The sequence below is a fragment of the Schleiferilactobacillus harbinensis genome (assembly GCF_008694105.1).
GTDB classification, from domain to species: domain Bacteria; phylum Bacillota; class Bacilli; order Lactobacillales; family Lactobacillaceae; genus Schleiferilactobacillus; species Schleiferilactobacillus harbinensis.
Genome location: NZ_CP041364.1, coordinates 61,868 through 80,930, shown reverse-complemented (window position 1 = coordinate 80,930; position 19,063 = coordinate 61,868). Strand labels below are relative to the sequence as shown.

16 protein-coding genes are annotated in these 19,063 nt (G+C 51.6%); all 16 read right to left on the bottom strand.

The window, feature by feature from the left end; translation table 11 throughout:
* Position 1: 1 nt before the first annotated feature.
* The 16 genes from FMM01_RS00370 to FMM01_RS00295 all read right to left on the bottom strand — a co-directional run bounded on the left by FMM01_RS00370 (position 2) and on the right by FMM01_RS00295 (position 18,809).
* The gene (locus FMM01_RS00370) at positions 2–1,309 is read right to left on the bottom strand and encodes a hypothetical protein (RefSeq protein ID WP_150391376.1); all 1,308 of its coding nucleotides are present in this window, start codon (positions 1,307–1,309) and stop codon (positions 2–4) included.
* 11 nt (positions 1,310–1,320) lie between these two features.
* Positions 1,321–2,199 (bottom strand): ABC transporter ATP-binding protein, encoded by an 879-nt coding sequence (locus FMM01_RS00365; protein WP_150391375.1) that lies wholly within the window; start codon positions 2,197–2,199, stop codon positions 1,321–1,323.
* Positions 2,196–3,197, bottom strand: coding sequence for a WxL protein host-binding domain-containing protein (locus tag FMM01_RS00360; protein WP_190973416.1), 1,002 nt, complete (start codon positions 3,195–3,197; stop codon positions 2,196–2,198). The genes FMM01_RS00365 and FMM01_RS00360 overlap by 4 nt, the downstream gene beginning before the upstream one ends.
* 155 nt (positions 3,198–3,352) lie before the next feature.
* A complete protein-coding gene (locus FMM01_RS00355) occupies positions 3,353–3,559 on the bottom strand; it encodes a hypothetical protein (RefSeq protein WP_051225369.1) in 207 nt (68 codons plus the stop codon).
* Between the two features lie 40 nt (positions 3,560–3,599).
* The gene (locus FMM01_RS00350) at positions 3,600–4,397 is read right to left on the bottom strand and encodes a hypothetical protein (protein ID WP_146994968.1); all 798 of its coding nucleotides are present in this window, start codon (positions 4,395–4,397) and stop codon (positions 3,600–3,602) included.
* A gap of 143 nt (positions 4,398–4,540) precedes the next feature.
* On the bottom strand, positions 4,541–5,893 hold the full coding sequence (locus FMM01_RS00345; protein WP_063516221.1) for a PTS sugar transporter subunit IIC: 1,353 nt from the start codon (positions 5,891–5,893) through the stop codon (positions 4,541–4,543).
* A gap of 248 nt (positions 5,894–6,141) precedes the next feature.
* Positions 6,142–7,056 (bottom strand): lactate/malate family dehydrogenase, encoded by a 915-nt coding sequence (locus FMM01_RS00340; protein ID WP_150391373.1) that lies wholly within the window; start codon positions 7,054–7,056, stop codon positions 6,142–6,144.
* 39 nt (positions 7,057–7,095) lie between these two features.
* Entirely contained in the window at positions 7,096–7,683 is a 588-nt protein-coding gene (locus tag FMM01_RS00335) for a TMEM175 family protein (protein ID WP_150391372.1), read from the bottom strand.
* A gap of 90 nt (positions 7,684–7,773) precedes the next feature.
* A complete protein-coding gene (locus tag FMM01_RS00330; RefSeq protein ID WP_150391371.1) occupies positions 7,774–9,402 on the bottom strand; it encodes a glycoside hydrolase family 13 protein in 1,629 nt (542 codons plus the stop codon).
* Between the two features lie 9 nt (positions 9,403–9,411).
* Positions 9,412–11,718, bottom strand: coding sequence for a glycoside hydrolase family 31 protein (locus FMM01_RS00325; RefSeq protein ID WP_190973415.1), 2,307 nt, complete (start codon positions 11,716–11,718; stop codon positions 9,412–9,414).
* A gap of 1 nt (position 11,719) precedes the next feature.
* Positions 11,720–12,412, bottom strand: coding sequence for a YesL family protein (locus FMM01_RS00320; protein ID WP_146994972.1), 693 nt, complete (start codon positions 12,410–12,412; stop codon positions 11,720–11,722).
* Positions 12,413–12,416: 4 nt separating this feature from the next.
* Entirely contained in the window at positions 12,417–13,289 is an 873-nt protein-coding gene (locus FMM01_RS00315; RefSeq protein ID WP_027828994.1) for a carbohydrate ABC transporter permease, read from the bottom strand.
* Between the two features lie 15 nt (positions 13,290–13,304).
* Positions 13,305–14,246: an ABC transporter permease gene (locus FMM01_RS00310; RefSeq protein WP_223849983.1), complete on the bottom strand. Its 942-nt coding sequence runs from the start codon at positions 14,244–14,246 to the stop codon at positions 13,305–13,307.
* Between the two features lie 57 nt (positions 14,247–14,303).
* Complete coding sequence (locus FMM01_RS00305) at positions 14,304–15,959, bottom strand: type 2 periplasmic-binding domain-containing protein (RefSeq protein ID WP_027828996.1); 1,656 nt, start codon at positions 15,957–15,959, stop codon at positions 14,304–14,306.
* Between the two features lie 70 nt (positions 15,960–16,029).
* Complete coding sequence (locus FMM01_RS00300) at positions 16,030–17,016, bottom strand: LacI family DNA-binding transcriptional regulator (protein WP_027828997.1); 987 nt, start codon at positions 17,014–17,016, stop codon at positions 16,030–16,032.
* Between the two features lie 335 nt (positions 17,017–17,351).
* A complete protein-coding gene (locus FMM01_RS00295) occupies positions 17,352–18,809 on the bottom strand; it encodes a 6-phospho-beta-glucosidase (RefSeq protein ID WP_027828998.1) in 1,458 nt (485 codons plus the stop codon).
* Positions 18,810–19,063: the final 254 nt, after the last annotated feature.

Genomic DNA, 19,063 nt, shown 5'->3' with positions numbered 1-19,063 from the left:
TCTAAATCAGTTCATTCCGTTTCGTCGCCCGCCACATCAGCCAACCGGCAATCAGCGCGCCCGTGATTGTTAAGCTGCCGACAGCCGTGAGCAGTCCCACCTGCCCGGCTTGGCTGGGTGGAAAAAGATTGCTGATGGTGCCGCCATCGTAATAACTCAGGTTACTCACCGGCAGCATCACCGCTGCCTGACCATACCGGCCGAACTGGCCAAACCGATCCAGCGACTGCATATACATGGATTGCATGGGCAAATAATCAGTGCCGAAGAACAACCGGCTGGCCTGCAGGTAATTCAACGGCAGCCAGCTGAGCAGGATGCCGGTCAGATTCGGCAGCAAACTCACGGCCGCCTGCCCGACCAGGACCAAGTATGCCGCCATCGCCAGCAGCATTCGGCCCAGATCGCTCTTGATCCGAATGATATAGGTTAAGGCCAAGCGGCCAAAGAGATACAGCAGGATGAGGCCGAGCATAAAAAGCAGCAGTGTCCCCAGCACCACCCGCCACGCCGGCCAGATGGCGATCGCCCCGGAGACTCGGGTGAGTACCGGATAGTCCGCCCGCAAATGACCGCCGCGCAAAACGGCCAGGGCGGTCCCGCCGCCCAGCATCAGGCCGACTGTCAGTGCGGCATCGGTACAAAAGACCAGACACTGGGCAACAAATAACTGCCACCGCCGACCGGGCAGACAGGCCAGCAAACGCCGGCGGGCACTGATCGTGTCGCTGATTTCTTCCACAAATAAGACCAGTGTCACCACGAGGATGCCAACAATGGAGGTCAATACTGGCAGGAAGCTGATCAGGAAACTCCAATCCTGAGTGCCGTACCGCATGGACACCGGCGGTTGGCGCTCGGTCTGCAGCTGTTTAGCCAATTGTGCCCGGTGGCGCAGCGTTTGGGTAAAGGAGATGGGGCCGAAGCGGTCCGTACCGGGCAAAGCACCCGCTCCCAGCGGCAGGATGAAGTTATCCTGGAAGGCCGCCCGGGTCGCTGCCAGTTCATTCTGGGTCTGCTGCACCGCAGTCAGGGCCCTTTTCTGCTGAACGGCGGCAAAGAAGTCAGTCAGCCCTACCTTATCTGTCGCCTGCGGACTCGGCGGTACGATACTGGCCATCGGGAACCCTTTGGTAATCAAAGTAACATTATCCTGCCGAATCTCATTATTGAGCCGCGTCTCGGCGGCATTCTGCTGGGCAAACCAGAACCATGCCACCCAGGTGAGCAGCACTAAGAGGCCCACCAGCAGGACGCGCCGGCGGGAATGCCAGTGACTTTTCAGTAGGAACCGATAGAGTGCCCCCATCATGCGCCTCCTTAGCGGATCTCGTTTTGACTAAATAGTTTAAAATACAAGGCTTCAGTCCCCTGACGGGTGGCCACCGCATCCAGAATCGCGTGGGCCGTACCTTGCAGCTTAGTCTGGAGGGCTGCCATTTCTGCTGGCGGTACCGTCACCGTCGCCTTGGTAGGCGTGAGCAGCTGCACTTGCTCTGCATCCAGGAGCGTCGTCAGGAAGCGGGCATCGGGCAGCACCACCGTGTATGTGGTCGTCGGCGCTAATGTCGTGATCGGCACCAGCTTGCCGCGCACCAGAAAGACAACATTATCCGTCAGCCGATCGACTTCGCTCAAATCATGGGAAGAAAAAATGATCGTGCTGCCCTGATCATTCAGCCGCTGCAAGGCATTCCGCAGACTCTGGACCGCCTTAGGATCCAAGCCGTTCACTGGCTCATCCAGCATCACCAGCTTGGGCGCCGGCAGCAGGGCCAGCGTGATCAGCAGTAATTGCTTCATCCCCAGGGAATAGGTCTTTACTTTTTTCTGCAAGAATTGGCCAATACCAAACTCGCCGACGACTTGCTCGACCCGCTCTGCTGGCAGATGGTAACTGCGCTGAATCAGCTCAATGTGGTCCTGCCCGGTCATGTTCATAAACAAGGTAGTGTCGCCCTGCATATAGGTCATATCGGTGTACAGCATCTGATCCGTATGCGGGCGGTCCAGCACCGTGACCGTCCCGCTGTCCACACGACCCAGATTGGCAATAATATCCATTAAAGTCGTTTTGCCGCTGCCATTGGGCGCGACTAACGCCATAATGGTGGGTGCATCGATGGTGAAATCGACATGATCCAAAATCTGCTGCGGGCCAAAGGATTTCGTGACCTGCTGTAAAGCCAAGATACTCATTGTGCCGCCTCCCTGCGTCTGCGCCGAATATGGCGCACTGCAAAAATCAAAGCAATCACCACTATCCCGCCAACCGCAATACCCATCAGCCAGCGCTGAATCAGGCCCTGCGTTTGCAATTCTGCTTTGCTGGCCGCCGTCGCCAAACGCCGGTCCACCGTCACGGCAAATGTCTGCTGCTTAACCGTTTTGTTCTTTTGCCGAGCGGCCATCGTTACGACATACTTCCCCATCCTGAGGTCAGCATGGGGAATGAAGAAAGTAAAGTTGGAGTGCGGCGCCATTTTAATCCGTTTAAGCGTCCGGCGCCGCGGCTGTATCGCTTGGTCCACGGCCCGGATGTCGCCGGTAATTGACTGGGCGGAAAAAATATTGCCGACGTGGTTGGCGACATCCACCGTAATGCCGTCCCGGCCGTTGTATTCACCGGCCGCGGTTTGGGTAAAATCAACGCGGGCCTGGGGCAATGGTGCCGCGCTAGTACGCACTTGAATATTGGTACTAAATGTTGTCCCGCCACCGCCAATTAACGTGTTGATATTCGCCACCCCTACAGAAATTGATCCAACAATTAACGTCGACGCGGGTTGCTCTGCCGCCGGAATCGCCACAGTGAAGGGGAAGTCTTTAGTCTCTCCCGCGGCCATCGGCACCTTTTCCTTGGGCAGACCGCTAACAATCTTTGGCCAGCTGAGGGCATTGTCCAAGGTCGTGCGTTTAACCGTGTGTTGATCAGCAAGCTGACCAAAATCGTTGGTCAGTGCGGCATCGACGCCGATATCAATATGTGTATCCTGATCACCATTGGTGACCCGGACAATCATTTTTCTCTGAGTACCTGGTCTGACCAGCACGGGACCAACCACTTCGCGTTGGCTGTCGGCGTACAGGACCTGAGAAAGACTAATGTCGGCCGCTTGCGCAGACCGCGGCAGCAGCATGAACGCCGCTAAGATAATTATCCAAACACCGGTAATGATGCATTGCTTGCGCTTCATCTGCTCAATCCTCCCCGGTCCCAGTTGGTGTATACCCCTACTTAATATATTTACGGTATCACACCCCCCCATTTTTACAAAACAAAATACGCTGGCAAGCCGCACCGGCGTATTACTATTCTCTCAGTCAACATTTGGCAGCAGGACACCTAAAGCTAAAACGGTCCGAACGACCCAACCGCCGCACTGATCCCGACCGCCACCAAAATAATACCGAAGGCCAGTCCGCCATACAGAGCCAGCGGCATGAATGGCGATATATCCTTACCACCGCTGGTTTTAATCTTCCGAAAAGTCCGATACGCAATATAGATCTGAATCAAACCGATCAAAATGAACAGACCGCCAATCAGAATCGACATGATGATTTTCCTCCCCCTTTGAATGCCGCCGACAACCGTCTTATTGAAGCCGCACTGCGAAACCATGACCCGGATAACTAGCTTGAACTTTCGCCCGATCACCCAAAGCGTCATTCAATTCGGTGCGCAGATCATCCACATTGATGGCTAAGTTGGTCACCGTGAAATAATAGGCATTCTTCCGATGCGTCACCAACCGAAAATTGCCATTGCCCACACTTCGAGCCACTTGAGCGGTCACTTCCTGATCAGTCAGCATGTCCGGTTTCAAGATAGTGATGACGACATAGAACGGCGTCATTACCGCTTGATTCCCGCTCAAAAACAGACCATTATTCACTGCCCGGAACAACCGCCAAATGCCTAGAGCCAGCACCCCAAGGGCGGCCAGTACAGCCAGGATATAAACGATCACCGCCGGCCCGACCGGCGGCACCAGCATCGCTAAGCCAATGATCCCTGCCGCCAAAACAAAGAAGCCAAGACCGCCGAATTCCTGACGCACGATCCCTTGCCGCATGTAGGCGAGATAATCCATGTAGGCGTCTTCCCCCGGCTGGACGGTCAAGTCTTCCGGCCGCATCGTCGCTGGCACATACAAATAATGCAAGAACAATTTGGGCTGCAATCGCACCGTCGTTACGCGCCCGCCGGCATAGCCGGTGTTCAAGGTGCTTTCGTGGGAAACAAACAAGTACACCTGTTGCGGCTCAGCGACTTTCGCAAACTGCCGAAAGTTCCCCCACTGGCGCTGCAGCACATACCCCTCTTGAGCAAATCGATTCATATACTCAATTTCTGCCTCTAAACGCGCATTGCGCGGATAATATCGCCACATCACAGCTCACTTCTTTCGTGTAAGGCTTTGCAATATACCATGGGTATCCGATCCCATGGATATCATACCACATATGTTGAGAAAAAAAGCTTTGGAACCACCGAATATTCGGTGATGCCAAAGCTTATTAAAATCGTGTTGCGCTAAGCGTTCTTCTTGGCTGCTTCCTCAGCGGCTAAGTTAGCTTGTTCTTCTGCATACATCTGTTTGTCCATCCGACGCGCGAACGGCAGATAGATGAAGAAGGTCATAACCAGCATCAATGCCTGCCAAGCAGCAGTCTTCCAACTTGCGCCGACCAAGAATCCAGAAATGATTGGCGGCGTTGTCCAAGGCGGCATAAACCCAGTAAACAGCGGTATGATGCCCAACTTAATCGCCCAGTACGTCAAGCCCATGGAAATGGCTGGCGTGATAGCAAATGGAATGAACATCAACGGATTCATTACGATGGGTAAACCGAATAGAATTGGTTCATTGATGTTGAATATTGCTGGGGCCACTTCCAATGCCCCTAATGATTTCATTTGCGCCGACTTCGCGAATACAACCATGAAGATGACCAAACCGATTGTCATCCCGGAACCAGTAACAGTGCCAAATTGATCCAGCAGGGATTGCGTGACAATGTGCCCACCGTTAGCAACAGTCAGCGCCTTGCCAGCCTTAAGAATACGGGCATTGTCCAAGGCATTTGCTTGCAGCAACGGTCCCATAATGCCGCCGATGATAATCGCCCCGTGAACGCCGAAGAACCACATAAATGGGATGATTAAGGCGATCACCAAGGTGCCACCGAACGAATCAGTAACCCCCTGTAACGGTGTTTGGACAACCTTATAAATAAATTGGGTCATCGTAGTATGGCCAAACTTATCAAAGAGGATGTACACGACTTCCCACATAACAGTAATTGAAAATGCTGGAATTAAAGCTGTGAACGAAGCTGCAACATTTGCAGGAACCTGTTCAGGCAGCTTAATCGTAATGTTCTTGCGCAAGAACCACGAATAAATCCAACCAGTAATCAAGCCAATAATGATTGCAGCAATCATCCCTTGGCCGCCCAGCCATGTCCGGTCAATAAAACCTGACAGGTAAGACGTATCCTTAATTAGTACCTTAGTCCCAGCCGGGTTCATGATGGCTGCTGTTGGCCGCATAACCAAAATGAAACCAACCAATGCAGTAATCCCGCCAGATAACGGCTCAAAGCCTTCGTTTTTAACCCAGGAATAGCCGATTCCCAGAACTGCGAATAACGCCATAATCCCAAACGACGCATTGTATGCTTGGTTGAACCAGGCCGACCAGCCTGTCTTCGCCATAAAGGCTGCCCAAGACGGAACTGGTAATGATGATAATAGCAAGAATACAGAACCAACCATGATGAAGGGGATGGAGAAAATCATCCCGTCACGTAAAGCCATAATGGCTTTTGTGTTCACGAACTTCATCACAGGAGGCAGTATTTTGTTGTTAACAAAATCGTTCATATTGTTTTTCCTCCCAAATATTGAGTGAATAATTTCGCTTTCGTTCCCAACGAACAAATTCAATTATGCCCACTGAAAACGGTTTTGTATACCGTTTACATGGTTGAAGGAACAAAGTCATGGAATAAAAACAAATATGTCAGTTGATACCGGTTTCTTAGTGCACCAATCACTGTTCACGTATACACAAAGAAGAGATAAAAAAACACCCACCGCCGTCTTGCAATGACGGATGGGTGCCTAGACCACTAATCCAAAGCGTGTAACTTCGCCAGATTCTCTTTGATCGTATCGGCGGAATGGGCGTATTGGTTTACTTCATCGCCGGTCAAATGCATCGGCGGATTACTGATGACACCAGCCCGGCCAATCATGGTCGGGTGGCCAATGCTCACGCCGTACTGGGGGTCGTAGGACGAGCACGGGAAAATCCGGCCGGCATCGCTCATCACCGCCAGGGCCATTTCACAAGCAATCGTCGCGATGCCGAAGTTGGTGTAGTGCTTGGCATTGAAAATCTGCCAGCCGCCGAGCCGGGCAGCCTCAGCTAAGTCCTTTTCCTTGAAGTCCGGTGAGGCCTTCACTGGCTCGTTGTTCACCCGGACGGTCGACCAGGCGGTGAATTGGGATTCGCCATGTTCGCCAAGGTTGAAGCCGCGGACATCAGCAACGTTGACGTTCATGGCTTCAGCCACCGCCCGCCGCATCCGGTAAGTATCCAGGGCGGTCCCGGTGCCGATGATCTGGTTCCGGTGCAGGTCCAGCTTTTCTTGCCAATAGGTCACCGCCACGTCACAGGGATTGCTGATGTCGATGAGCACACCGTGGAAGCCGGCAGCGGTCAGCTTCGGGGCAGCATCATCAATGGCGGCCTTCGTCGTCTTGATTTCCGAATTGCGGTCACCATCCTTGATCACGCTGATGTCGCCGCCGCTGAAGATCACGACGTCCGCATCCCGCAGCAAGCTGTAATCATTTGCCACGATGCGGGTATACGTATTCAATCCGCCCAGACTGTCTTGCAGATCCAGCCGTTCGGCCTCCGCCCAGCCGGGTTTCGTATCAATCATCACTAATGTATCGGCCAATCCTTTGGTCACAATATTGAAACTGGTCGTCACGCCAACGTGACCAATCCCGATGACACCAATCGTTCTTGCCATAATGCATTCCTCTTTTCTTGCTACCGCTCTATTATACCGTCACTGGCCGTTGGTCACGTGCCGTTCGATCCGCCGTTCGGGCAGGACCCACAGCAATAACAGCAGTGTATCAACGATCACGGTCAAGGGCGGCCAAATCAAGGCCAAAAAGATGGCCGCCAAGTTGCCGATCATCGAAATATACGGTTTATTGTAGCCTTTCCCCACCAGTTTGCGAATCTCCGGGTTCTCCCCGTCGGCGTGGATCAGGGTCCGCACCAGCACGAAGAACATGGCATCCATCAACAGCATCACTGTGCCAAAAAGCATCTCCGGTGCCACACTATCCACGTGGTTATCCCCCACCCAGGCGGTGGCAAACGGGAACAGCGAGATGAACAAAATAAAGATTGTATTCGCCCAGAGCACGACGCCGTCAATGGAGCGTACGATTTGGAAGAGATGGTGGTGGTTGTTCCAATAGACCGCCAGGATCAGAAATGAGGCGAGATAGATGGCAAAGGTATGCCGCAGCGACCAGAGGGCACTGAATTTTCCACTCGCCGGAGCGTGCAGTTCCAGCACCATCACGGTAATAATAATCGCAAAGATTGCATCGGTAAAGGCTTCCATTCTTTGTTTGGGCAAGGTCGTCCTCCCCTTTCTAACCAACCCAGTATACACAAAAACAGCCAGAAGCGGCGGCTTGATGCTCGCTTCTGACTGCTTGAATGACTGCTAACGGACCTTAACCACAAATGCCTCATAGGGCCGCAGCTTGAGTCGACCAGTCTGAATATCCTGATCATCATAATTTCCAATGATGTGCTCGGTCACCGCGTCGGTTAGCGCAAACTCATTTGTTTCCGCGGACACGTTAGCCGCGATCAACCAGCGCTCGCCCTGATACGTCCGATAATAAGCAAACACATTATCCGCCGTATCTGGAATCAACGCATAATCGCCCCAAACCACCAGATCGTTAGCCTGCCGCAGCGCGATCAGCCGCTGATACGTCGCCAATATTGAGTGGGGATCGGCAAGATTGTCTTTGACGTTGTACTGCCCGTAATTCGGGTTCACGTGCAGCCACGGCGCCCCGGTGGTGAAGCCGGCATTGGCTGTGGCATCCCACTGCATGGGCGTTCGCGCGTTGTCTCGGCCTTTGGCGTTGATGGATCGCAGAATATCTTCTTTGGAATAGCCAGCCTTGATCCGGGCGTGGTACATCCGGATACTTTCGATATCGTTGATTTCATCCACGGAAGTGACTGGATAATTGGTCATGCCAATTTCTTCCCCCTGATAGATATAGGGTGTCCCCTTCATCATGTGCAGGAGGATAGCAAACAGCTTGGCGCTTTGGTCATGGTATTGACCGTCATTACCCCAGCGGGACACGATGCGGGGCAAATCATGGTTGTTCCAAAAGAGACTATTCCAGCCTTGATCGCCCAGAGCGGTCTGCCATTTGGACAGAACCCGCTTCAGCGCCGGTACTGAGAGCGGCTTGAGATCCCATTTCTCACCGTCAGGCTGTTGATCCAAGCCGACATGCTCAAACTGAAAGACCATGGATAATTCGTGGCGGGCAGGATCGGAATATTCTTTGGCAATGGCTGGGGTGGCCCCCCAGGTTTCGCCGACAGTCATCAGATTCTTGCCGCCAAAAGTGGCCTGGTTCATTTCTTGCAAATAGTCATGCAGCTTGGGTCCGTTGCCGGTGATCATTTTGTCCGGTTCTTTCCCGATCAGGTCAATGACATCCATCCGGAAGCCGCCGATGCCTTTATTGATCCAGAAATTCATCATCGCGTAGACCGCATGGCGGACTTTGTCATTTTGCCAATTGAGATCCGGCTGCTTCTTGCTGAAAAGATGCAGGTAATATTGGCCGACGGCGGGTTCATAGGTCCAGGCAGACCCGCCGAAAGTTGACTGCAGGTCGTTGGGGACATCGCCATCGCCTTGGCCATCCCGCCAGACATAGTAGTCGTGGTAAGGATTGTCCCGGGACTGGCGTGCTTCTACGAACCACTTGTGTTCGTCGCTGGTGTGGTTGACGACCAGATCCATAACGATGCGAATGTTTCGCCGTTTCGCTTCCGCAATCAATTCTTCCATGTCCGCCATGGTCCCAAACTCGGGCATGATTGCTTCATAGTCAGAAATATCGTAGCCGTTATCGTCGTTTGGCGATTGATACACCGGGCTTAGCCAAATCCCGCCGATACCCAGTTCTTGCAAATAGTCCAGCCGTGAAATAATACCCTGGATGTCCCCGATACCGTCTCCGTTGCTATCTTGGAAACTGCGCGGATAGATTTGATACATGACAACGTTTTGCCACCATTTTCCCTTACTCATTCAATGACCTCAATTCTTATCGATTCGTTGATATTTTCCGTTTTCTAATTGCAGTGCAAAGGACTGATCGCCGGCCGTGACGGTGATGTGCGAATACAAGCCTGCCGGATAACCGGCTTTTGTTAACGTTACGGCCGCTTTGCCCTGGGCGAAGGTGATGTGATGCTGGTTAAACTCACCCTTTTGATAAGCAAAGTCATACCCGTTATCTTGATAATGATCATAACTGGCGGCATCGCCAAACACCTTGAAGCTCATGGCCCGGTCTGGTTCATCGGTGATGAAGTCATGCGCTGGTCCCCAAGGAATCATGGTGCCTGCTTGGCCGTACAACGGCAAGGTGTCCAGCGGGGCGGCAGTTTGGATTTCTTGACCGCCGGCAATGACTGCTCCGGTCCAGAAATCGATCCATTGACCAGCCGGCAGGTAAACCAACCGGCTGGTCTTTCCCTTCGTCACCACCGGCGCCGCCAATAGTGCATCGCCGATTAGGTACTCATCATCGATGTCGTACACTTGCCGATCTTGGTCAAAATCATAGACAAGCGGGCGCATCACTGGCCGGCCGGTACTTTGCGCCAGGGCAAAGAGGTCATACAGGTACGGAATGAAGCGATAGCGCAGCTTAAGGTATTTGCGATAAATGGCTAAAGTCGATTCACCGAATAACCACGGTTCCTGGCGCCGGGTACCCAGCGCGCTGTGATTCCGGAATAACGGACTGAACAGCCCCGCTTCAATCCAACGGGTAAGCAATTCAGGAGTCGTGTCGGAACCGAAACCGCCCAGATCCGTCCCCGCAAAGCTGAATCCGCTCGTGCTGAGATTACACAATTGCGGAATCATCATTTGCAGGTGAGCCCACAGGCTGTGGTTGTCGCCCGTCCACACCGTCGCGTAGCGTTGGGTGCCAGCATAAGCCGCCCGCGTAATGACAAACGGGCGCCGACCAGTCTGTTCTTTCAGTCCAGCGTAGGTGGCATGGGACATGTTGTGCCCATAAAGATTGTGCATCTTAGCGTGGGTCGACTTTTTATCATTGTCTGAAAAAACTGTATCGTCCGGGATTGGTCCGTCGAACGCCGCCGGCTCGTTCATATCATTCCAGATGCCATCAACGCCGATCTGAGTCAGGGCTGTATGACACTGGCCCCACCACTGGCGGGTTTTGGTGCTGCCGAAATCTGGGTACACCGTGTGTCCCGGCCAGACGCGATTCACATAGTCCTTGCCAGCAGGTGTTTTGACAAATACTTGATGCTTTTTACCGTCGTCATAAATTGGGTAGCCCGGTTCCCTTTTCACCCCTGGATCAATAATGGTGACCGCCTTGAACCCTTTTTTATGCAGCTGGGTAATGAGCATCTCGGGGTCCGGGTAACGTGCAGGATCCCAGGTGAAGACCCGATAGCCATGCATATAGTCAATGTCGAAATACAGTGCGTCGCAGGGCAAATCGTGCTGGCGAAAATCATCGGCGATTTGATTGATTTCCGGTGCGTCTTGGTAGCCGTAACGGGAATGCTGATACCCAAGGGTCCAACGCTGGGGTAACGGCACAGTACCAGTGAGATGGGCGTAATTAGCGACCACATCGGCCAAGCGGTGCCCCCCAATGATGTAATAGTTCAACGGCCCGTGGACCACACTGTAGGCATAGTAATCGGGACTTTCCTTGCCCAGATCAACGTGACTGCGGTATGGATTGTCAAAGAACAGGCCATAGGGGCGGCCTTGGCGCAGACCATACAATACTGGGATTGATTTGTAGAGCCGGGTAAAATTTTCCATTTGCGGCGCTGGATCGTCAGTGTTCCAGTTTTCGTATTCATAGCCGCGCTTGTTCATGAAGCCCGTCTTGTCGCCCAAACCATAAAAGACTTCGTCCGGGTCTAGTTGTTTGATGAGCGTTAAGGCCGCCGCCGCGTTGACCGCTTCATGACCGGCGTGCCCTTCCTCCTCTAAGAGCGACGTCTCGTCAGCGGCCAGGTCGCGGTTCAGCGGTTGGCGCTGCCCGCGATAATCCATGATGAGTGGGCGGTCGTTTTGGTCGTACACGTCCATATGGTGATCGGGATAAACTTTGACATGGAGCGCGGCAGTACTGATTGCTGCAACACCGGCCTCAACTTGCACAGTAAAGTGCGTGGGCTGCGGTTTAGCCACCACGGCATAGGACGGATTGGCTAAGGCATCAATGGGACAGACGCGGATGATCGTGTCGCTGAAGACTTGCAGGGCAAGCCTGGTATGATCGGCAAACGTGATTTCTGCAACATTCTGGTTTTTCAGTGCCGCTAGCGGCTTTTCACTCAATTCAATTAGCCTCCTTGATATTAATTAGCTTGGCAATGGTATGTTGGTAAACGGCTTGGGCAAATTTGCCAATCACTGCTGGCAGGAAAAAGAACACAATGGGGAAGAGGGTACTATGAAACGTCAGGTACACCGCCGCTCCCACCAACCCAATGCCCAAGACCGCCTTGAGCGGATTGCCCAATGTAACCAACAGTCCGTTCTTAAGGTATTGGCCAAAGGTTTCATTCCGCCCGGCCACAAATGCCAAGCTCATGAGGTAAGAAAATGCCGTGAGGCCAAAGAATAAGGCATACACCCAGAACAGAATCGCAAATTGGGCACCATAGACTAAGGCGGCGTTAGCAATTAACCCGATCATGACAGCGTAGACCGCCCCGACGGCACAACTGGCCCAGTAGTTTTGCCGATATGAGCTGCAGATAAACGGAATGAGTTTGGTCGGTACGCCTTCTGGCTCTGCCCGGAAACGCCGAATGACCCGATCCACCACGACTAATGCCGGCGATAACACAAACGGGATCAAGGCCACCGCCAGTAACGTAATGGATTTGATTTCGTCGGGGGTCTTGGCATAACTGACCATCATCATCAACGCCGCATAGGGCAGGTCCAGCATGAACCACAGGATACTGAGCACAATAAACTGATAAACCGTGTGGGCCAGACCGTCGGCCATTCTCATAAAGTTCATGGGCTTACTCCTTTACCGATCCAATCGTCATCCCAGTGACGAAGTATTTCTGCAGTAATGGATAGATCAGCAGCAACGGTACCGTGGACACGACGATCTTCGCCGAGTTCAGGGTCTTATTAGAAATCGACGCTAAAGAACTCAGTTGGGAGACATCAGTGATTTTGGTGATATCGATATTCAGTTGCTGGATGTAGGTTTGCAGCGGATAATTCACTGCTCGGTTCATGTATAACAAACCACTGAAGTAATCGTTCCAGTGGCCAACGATGGCGAACAGGGACACCGTCGCCAGTGCCGGCAAGGACAGCGGCAGATAGATTTTAAACAGAATCGTCATTTTCGACGCGCCATCCATAATGGCTGCTTCTTCCAATGCATCGGGTAAGCCCTTAAAGAAGTTCATCAATAAAATGACATTGAAAATCGGCACAGCCCCAGGCAGGACCAATGCCCAAATGGTATCCATCAAGCCGAGACTTTTCACTACGATAAACGTCGGGATCATGCCGCCGTTGAACAGCATGGCGAAGATCAGCAGATTCATGTAAATATTGCGGGCATGGAACACCCGCTTATTCTTAGAGAGCGGATAAGCCATCAAGACGATCAGGATTAAATTGATGGCCGTGCCTAAAATAACCCGTTCCACGGAAATCCCAAAGGACCGCCAGAACTGACTGTCTTCCAGGATCAACTTATAGGAATTCAAGTTGAAGTGGATGGGAATCAACCCGACTTCATTGGCTGCCGCCGAGGCACTATCACTAAACGAAATAGCCACCATGTTCAGCAATGGTAATAGGCAGGAAGCAGTTAATGCCAATACGACGAGCCAAATGAAGAAATTGGCTGTTTTGCTAGTATGAGCTTTCACTCTTTCTCACCCTTCCTAAAAGATTTGCATGTTGGCAAATTTCTTTGACGCCTGATTGGCCGAAATCATCAAGGTGGCCCCAACCACAGATTTCAAAAGCCCAATCGCCGTCCCTAGACTGTACTGCTGCCCTAGCAAGCCAACGCGGTAAACATAGGTATCAATGATATCGCCTGTCTCGTACACAATCGGGTTGTACAGGTTGAAGATTTGATCGAAGCCGGCGTTCAGAATATTGGTTAAATTCAACGCGGTCATCATCATGATGATTGGCAGCATTCCTGGCAGCGTGACATGCAGCAATTGCTGCCAACGGCTGGCACCGTCGATTTCGGCGGCCTCGTAAAGTCCAGGATCGATCCCGGTTAAGGCGGCTAGATAGATAATGGAGCCATAACCGAAGCCTTTCCATACATCCGAGCCAATGATAATTTGCCGGAACCAGTGGTTGCTGCCCATGAATAGGATCGGCTTGACCCCGAACGTGGCCAGAAACGTATTCACCGGCCCGTGGTAGTCGAACAGATTCACCACAACAGCGGCAAGAACCACCCAGGACAGGAAGTTCGGCAGATAAACAATCGTTTGAATCGTGCGCTTTGCCCATTTGATGCGGATTTCATTCAGCAAGAGGGCAAATACGACCGGGACAATTGTTCCGAGCACGATCTTCCAACTGGCGATGATCACCGTGTTCATCAGAATCTGCAGACTGTCTGGAATTTCAAGCATGTACTTGAAGTTGGCCAAGGCGACCCAGGTCGACCCCAATATTCCTTTGGCAGGAATATAGTTTTGAAAGGCCATCACGATGCCCAGCATCGGCACAAAGCTAAAGACTAACAGAAACAGCATACCCGGCAGCATCATTAAGTGGTACATGAGCTGGGAGTTTTTGCCCTTCCCCTGCTTACGGGTCAGCTGCAGATCGACCCCTTTTTTACGAGTCAATTGCATATGGAAATCTCCTCTCCACGATTTTTCTTCAAAATCAGCTTATTGCTAATCGACTCGTTAATGGGCTGCGGCATCCTTTTCAACTTCCTTAGTAATTTGATCGCCGCCCAGTTTCTTCCATTCTTTGACAAAATCATCAAACTTGTCAGGACTTTCTTGGTTCGTAACGATCTTTAAGAAAGTCGCGTCTTCCAGCTTAGCAAGGTTCGCGCCCTTTTGTTTCATGGTCTTGGTTTGACCAAAGAATACAGGGTGAACTTCTTCTACATCCTTCAGCGCTGCTTTCATCTTACCGGTGGAAACGATTCGGGTAATATGGCCGCTCCAGGCATTGTTATCGGGATGCTTAGGATCTTTGTCGTAATCCTTGATCTTCAAATAGTTTTGATAGTCATCCAATACCAGCGTCTTGGGATCTTTTTTACCGTCTAATGCTTTCACGATGTTATCGTGCATATCAGTAGTTGCTGTCGCGTAGTTCACTAGAATATCGAAAGGCTTGCCGCCGTCGTACCCTTTTTTACCAAATTCCACGATTGGCTTGTAATCATAGTCTTCATAAACCAATTTATCGTTAAGCAGGCTGGCAATCTTCGGTAACAGTTCAGGATGCTTGAAGCCCTTGCGGACAACGAAGAAAGTGCCGGCTGTGTTTTGGGTATACGCCTTGATTTTGCCGCTATTGTCTTTAATGATGTAGGGTTGCCAATTTGCCTTCGGGTTATTCTTATACGCATCAGTCAGCGGGTAATCGCCAGACCACCACGGCCCAAAGAATGCCCCGCATTGGCCGTTGGTGATCACTGTTTCAATCTTGTCCCGCACACTCATTTGCGGATCAATAATGCCTTCTTTGAACCAGCCCTGCAGGTAGGTCAACGCCTTCTTGGTTTGCGGGGTGATCGAACCATAGACGATCTTACCGTCCTGTTTGATCCATTGCCGCGGGAAGGAGTCGAACTTGGACATGATATCGTCGGCTTGGAATAGGGCGGCGTAATTACCGCCGACATTCTTGGACAAGCCTAACCCGATAGTCTTACCTTTGCCGTTATTACCAGGATCTTTGGCGACGAATTCCTTCAGGATCTTTTCAACATCGTTGATGGTCTTGGGCTCGGCTAAATGCAGTTTGTCCATCCAATCCTTACGAATCCACAGCATGGTAGGGATATTGTTGGTTTGGGTGGATGGCAGCGCCATCAATTTGCCGTTGAAAGTAGCTTGCTGCAAAGCTCGGCCATCGTAGGAATCATACATGGCCTTGATTCGTTTGGTCGTACTGGTCTTATACACGGACGACAGGTTGGCAATCAAATCGTTATCCACCAATTGTTCCAGCTGACTCTGGTTCACCGCCATAATATCGGGCAGATCGCCGCTGGAAATGGCCATGGCTACTTTTTGGTCATAGTTATCGCCGGTTTCGGCTTCAAACTTATCTTTGCTGACGGCGTTCAGGTTCTTTTTAATATAGCGGGTATAGTCATTGTTCTCGTAAGTATCCCCTTTAGGCAGCTTAGGAGCGCCGGGGATGGCTTTGCCAATCGTATACGTGACGGATTGGCTGTACTTGCCATAAGGCTTGAGCTCAGCCGTCGTGGCCTTGCTCGTGTTATCAGATGCGCCGGAGTCTCCCTTACTCATGCAGGCAGCTAACAATAATGGTGCGGCTAAGATAACCGCAGATAAAACCAACTTGCGAATCTTCATGGAAAAATCCTCCTAATTAGTTTGGCTTACGTATACGTTTACGTAAGCCGTAAATTGAGGCAATATTGAATTATACCGACCGCCGTTCAACGATCGTGTGGGGTAAAATTTCAGACTCAATGGGCTGATTAGATTCCACCGCATCGATAATCTTTCGGCCGGCCTTAGCCCCCATCTCGAAAAATGGCTGGCTGATCGCCGTTAATGGCGGGTTAGACATCTCGGCCACTCGGGTATTGTCGTACCCAATGACCGCAATGTCTTTTGGCACCTGTAACCCTTCCTGTGTGGCCGTCACAATGATCCCGATGGCGGTATCGTCAGATACGGAAAACACCGCTTCGGGTCGATTGCTTAATTGGAAATAGTATTTCATCGCCTGGATCCCGGATTCAAACGAGAACGTGCCATAAAAAATCCAGTCAGGATCGACCGGCAAATGGTGCTTCTGCATGGCGCGCTTGTAGCCATTGATTCGCGGTACCCCAGCGATTTGGTCGCTGATATTTGGCCCGGCAATGGCAATCTTTTCATAGCCATGGTGAATCAAATATTCGGTGGCATCAAAGGAAGCCGACTCATCATCGACTTTGATATACGGAATGCTTTTATCCGACTTGGTGGAAACCAAGACAACCGGAAAGGGCAGACCATTGATTTGGGTAATCACGTTTTGCACTAAAGCCATGGACGCAATGACCAGACCTTCGACCCGGCGTTCTGCCATGAGACTGATGATTTCGCTGAGGTTGATCCCATCAGCACTGGCATGCGCGATAATGACCCCATAACCATGCTTTTGGGCTTCTGACTCGAGCCCTTCGATAATATCCCCATAGAACAGAGTCGGTGACGTGGGCATGATCAGGCCAATGATGTGGGCCGAACTTTTTTTCAGACCGGCCGCCATTTCGTTGCGGTAGTAGTTCATACTCTCCGCTGCTGCCATGACTTTCTTTCTTGTCTCTTCGCTGTACCCTCCCAAATTGTTGAGCACCCTAGAGACGGTGGCGATCGATACACCGGCTAAGGTGGCGATGTCCTTGATAGTTGGCATTTGCTTTCCTCCACGTAAACGTTTACTAAGACAGAGTAACACATGTTGGCACGGATGCCAACATGTAATCGCTTAAATAACGTCTTATTTTCTCGATTTTGTACAGCTTTGAGAAATATTGTCAAATCGTCACTTCTGTAAGTCCTTAAAATAACACTTCCTTTCTTCTGGCAGAAACCGTATGCACTAGCAAGAGCCATCAAGAAAAATGTTCTGCTGAACACTGACTTGGCTGTGCAAGCCAAAATAAGCAAACCGCTTGCCTTTCAAGGCAATTGGTCTGCTTATTCAAAAAATGTTTGACTGCTCAAACCAGCAATAATACTTGCTGAAGTTTACTGCTTGGCGGGTACGACATCCGAGAGGTCAGCCCCGTTGGTTTGAATCACATGCTGGTACCAGTAGAAGGAATCCTTCTTAGACCGGGCCAGCGTGCCTTCGCCGGCATCATTCTTGTCGACATAGATGAAACCGTAACGCTTATCCATTTGACCGCTGCCGGCGGAGACCAGATCAATGAAGCCCCAAGGGGTATAGCCCATCAGCTTGATGCCGTCTTCTTCGACTGCCAGCTTCATCTGTTCAATATGCTGGCGCAGGTAGTCGACCCGATACGGATCGTGGACACTGCCGTCCGCTTCGCGCTTATCGATTGCCCCAAAACCGTTCTCAACGATGAACAGGGGCAGATCATAGCGATCGGCGAACCAGTTCATGGCATAGCGCAATCCTTGGGGATCGATCTGCCAGCCCCATTCTGAACGCTTGACAGTGGGATTCTCCACCCCATCCCGGCCTTCGACATACTTGAAGCTGGCCGGTTCGTTCTTTTGCGCCTTCACAGCGAAGGACATGTAGTAGCTGAAGCCAATGTAATCAACTGTCCCCGCCTTGAGCACGTCCAAGTCAGCCAGGGTAATATCCAGATTGAAGTGCTGATTCTTCTGGTATTGCCGCAGCCATTCCGGATAACGGCCCTTGGCCTGGACATCAGCGAACCAGTAGCGCGTCTGCATCGCCCGTTCGGCCTTGAAGACATCCCGCGGATCGGGGCTGGCCGGATAGATCGGCACCATGGCGATCATCGCGCCAATTTGGAAGTCCGGGTTGATTTCATGGCCAATCTGAACCGCCAGTGCACTGGCCACCGTCTCATAATGGGCCGCTTGGTACATCACTGCTTCGGCGTTTTCCCCTGGCTTGATTTGAATTCCAGAATTGGTGAACAGAGCAAACGTGCCATTGTATTCAGTTTGGTTGTTGATCTCGTTGAACGTCATCCAATACTTGACCTTATCCTTATACCGCTTGAATACAGTCGTGGCAAAACGGACGAAGAAATCGATGACCTGCCGATTGCGCCAGCCGCCGTATTCTGTCACCAAATGGTAGGGCATCTCGAAGTGGGACAACGTAATCACCGGTTCGATGCCATATTTCAGCAATTCATCGAACAAGTCATCATAGAACTGCAAGCCTGCTTCGTTCGGCTCCGTTTCGTCCCCATTAGGATAGATTCGGGTCCAAGCGATCGATGTCCGAAAGGCCTTCAATCCCAATTCAGCAAAGAGCTTCACGTCTTCTTTGTAATGGTGGTAGAAATCAATGGCCTCATGGTTCGGGTAGTTCTCACCGGGCTGTACGCCGTCGGTGATCCGCCGAGGCGTCCCATTACCCCCAGCTGTCATGACGTCGGCCACACTGACGCCCTTGCCGCCAGCCTGCCAGCCGCCCTCCAGTTGATGGGCCGCCACAGCGCCGCCCCATAAGAAATTCTTTGGTAATCCACTCATAATCGATAATCCGCCTTTCTTCATAACTCTCCTTGTTAGTGTATCCGCTATCAGAAAGGAGGGCTAGAGCAAAACCGGGCAAAAAAACACCCTTCAGGAAACAAAATATGTTCCTTGGCGGGTGACTTGTTTTGCAGTGGGAAAAGTGGCAGGGATGATTGTAATGCGCGAGTAGTGCCAATGCGGCGCAAGCGGAGGCAAAATGGGCTCAGCCGTGCAACCACACGGCGGCTTGAAGACCGCGCACTTTGCGG

What these genes read in the sequence shown, in the direction of transcription:
- FMM01_RS00350 (WP_146994968.1), bottom strand. Translation starts at nt 4,397, where the DNA reads ATGTGGCGATATTATCCGCGCAATGCGCGTTTAGAGGCAGAAATTGAG.
- FMM01_RS00310 (WP_223849983.1), bottom strand. Translation starts at nt 14,246, where the DNA reads ATGCAATTGACTCGTAAAAAAGGGGTCGATCTGCAGCTGACCCGTAAG.
- FMM01_RS00295 (WP_027828998.1), bottom strand. Translation starts at nt 18,809, where the DNA reads ATGAGTGGATTACCAAAGAATTTCTTATGGGGCGGCGCTGTGGCGGCC.
- FMM01_RS00365 (WP_150391375.1), bottom strand. Translation starts at nt 2,199, where the DNA reads ATGAGTATCTTGGCTTTACAGCAGGTCACGAAATCCTTTGGCCCGCAG.
- FMM01_RS00345 (WP_063516221.1), bottom strand. Translation starts at nt 5,893, where the DNA reads ATGAACGATTTTGTTAACAACAAAATACTGCCTCCTGTGATGAAGTTC.
- FMM01_RS00300 (WP_027828997.1), bottom strand. Translation starts at nt 17,016, where the DNA reads ATGCCAACTATCAAGGACATCGCCACCTTAGCCGGTGTATCGATCGCC.
- FMM01_RS00305 (WP_027828996.1), bottom strand. Translation starts at nt 15,959, where the DNA reads ATGAAGATTCGCAAGTTGGTTTTATCTGCGGTTATCTTAGCCGCACCA.
- FMM01_RS00340 (WP_150391373.1), bottom strand. Translation starts at nt 7,056, where the DNA reads ATGGCAAGAACGATTGGTGTCATCGGGATTGGTCACGTTGGCGTGACG.
- FMM01_RS00330 (WP_150391371.1), bottom strand. Translation starts at nt 9,402, where the DNA reads ATGAGTAAGGGAAAATGGTGGCAAAACGTTGTCATGTATCAAATCTAT.
- FMM01_RS00360 (WP_190973416.1), bottom strand. Translation starts at nt 3,197, where the DNA reads ATGAAGCGCAAGCAATGCATCATTACCGGTGTTTGGATAATTATCTTA.
- FMM01_RS00320 (WP_146994972.1), bottom strand. Translation starts at nt 12,412, where the DNA reads ATGAACTTTATGAGAATGGCCGACGGTCTGGCCCACACGGTTTATCAG.
- FMM01_RS00370 (WP_150391376.1), bottom strand. Translation starts at nt 1,309, where the DNA reads ATGGGGGCACTCTATCGGTTCCTACTGAAAAGTCACTGGCATTCCCGC.
- FMM01_RS00355 (WP_051225369.1), bottom strand. Translation starts at nt 3,559, where the DNA reads ATGTCGATTCTGATTGGCGGTCTGTTCATTTTGATCGGTTTGATTCAG.